General features: G+C 56.7%; 1 protein-coding gene. It reads left to right on the top strand.

Annotated elements, in window-relative coordinates; genetic code table 11:
• Positions 1-94: 94 nt before the first annotated feature.
• Positions 95-1,454: RNA-guided endonuclease TnpB family protein (locus tag BLW10_RS13560; RefSeq protein WP_091335588.1), on the top strand; the 1,360-nt coding region annotated here is incomplete at its 3' end.

Genomic DNA, 1,454 nt, shown 5'->3' with positions numbered 1-1,454 from the left:
GGAGCTAAACTCTAGTCTTGCAACTAATGCGTGATCGTGTATTTATAACTCATGGAACGCACTATTTTTACCAGCAAAGCGGCTAGATGTTTCAATGAAAGTGACGCGGATTTTGCGTGTTAAGCGCCTGAACAAGGGTAAGGTCGCGGCCTTGCGCGAACAGGCGCGGCGTTTGGGCGTGATCCGTTCTGAGGTCTGGCAACGCTTTGGCTCAATTCAGGGTGTAGGCGTGTCGGATCGTCAAATTCGCGATGCTTGGCTGCGGGAAGGGCGTACCTTTCCGGTCTTAGCCAATGCCTGGAAAGAAACGCTACGCGATGCCAAAGGCAACATCACTGCCAATCTGGAAGCGGCTAAGGTCAAGGCGCGGCGCGGCATCTGGCGTCATACTCAGGATAAAGTCGAGCAAAAACGCTTGTTCACCGCGCTCAAGCGCAATGACTGGACAAAAGATCCTTATCTGCGCCGGATGATGCGCCAACACTGGATACGAGGGCGCAATCATACCCACAATCAGATCATCGTTCGCTCGGACAACTACACCACTTTCCAACTGGGCGGGCGGGCTTGGATCAAAATCCCCAGTCTCGAACACGGCCAACGGATCGCCATTCCGCTCGATACCACAGTTGCGCCCACCGGCACCCTGCGGATCATCCTCACCGACGCGGAGCGTATCGAAGTCCACTATACGGTTGAAGTCGAGGTCAAACACGACTGTGGTGAGCGCACCATTGGCGTCGATAAAGGCTACTCTGAAGTGTTAGTTGACTCCGATGGCGACCATCACGGTCAGGAACTCGGCGCACGCCTCACGCAAACATCCGACCGGCTCAAAGTTAAATACCAGCGCCGATCCAAACTGCGTGCCCTCGCCAACCGCACCCGCAATCCGCGCAAACGCGAGCACATCCGCAAATTCAACCTCGGGCGCAAAAAGCTTGATCGGCAGATGGGCAAGACCCAGGCGCGGATTCGGGATGTCGTTTTTCAATCGGTTCACGCCGTTGTCGATAAAGCCGCCGTGATCGCGGCAGAAGATTTAACCGCGCCGATGGCGAGCAAGTCCTTCGGCAAGAACGTCAATCGTCGGCTCGCAGCTTGGACGAAAGGCGTCATTGCCGAAGCACTTGATAGTGTTTCACACCGTCGAGGTTCGACGGTCGTACTGGTCAATCCGGCCTATACCTCGCAAATCGATTCTCGCAACGGCTGCCTCCTCGGCACACGGCAAGGGGATCGGTTTCACTGTTGCGACGGGGAGGTGTTGGACGCCGACCAGAACGCCGCGCAAAACGTGCTGGCACGGTTGACGGATCCAGACATCGAACGGTTCACGCCGTATCGACAGGTGAAGGCTATCGTGCAGGCGCGGACTGAGCGCCTCCGGTTGGGACTGCTCAACCAGGACTCCAGTTGCTCGCCCGCACGGGTGCTATCAACGGAGAGCGAAT

The sequence above is a fragment of the Allochromatium warmingii genome, from assembly GCF_900107145.1.
Lineage (GTDB): Bacteria > Pseudomonadota > Gammaproteobacteria > Chromatiales > Chromatiaceae > Thermochromatium > Thermochromatium warmingii.
Note: the sequence above shows the minus strand (reverse complement) of the source record. Positions and strands in the feature narration are given on the sequence as shown.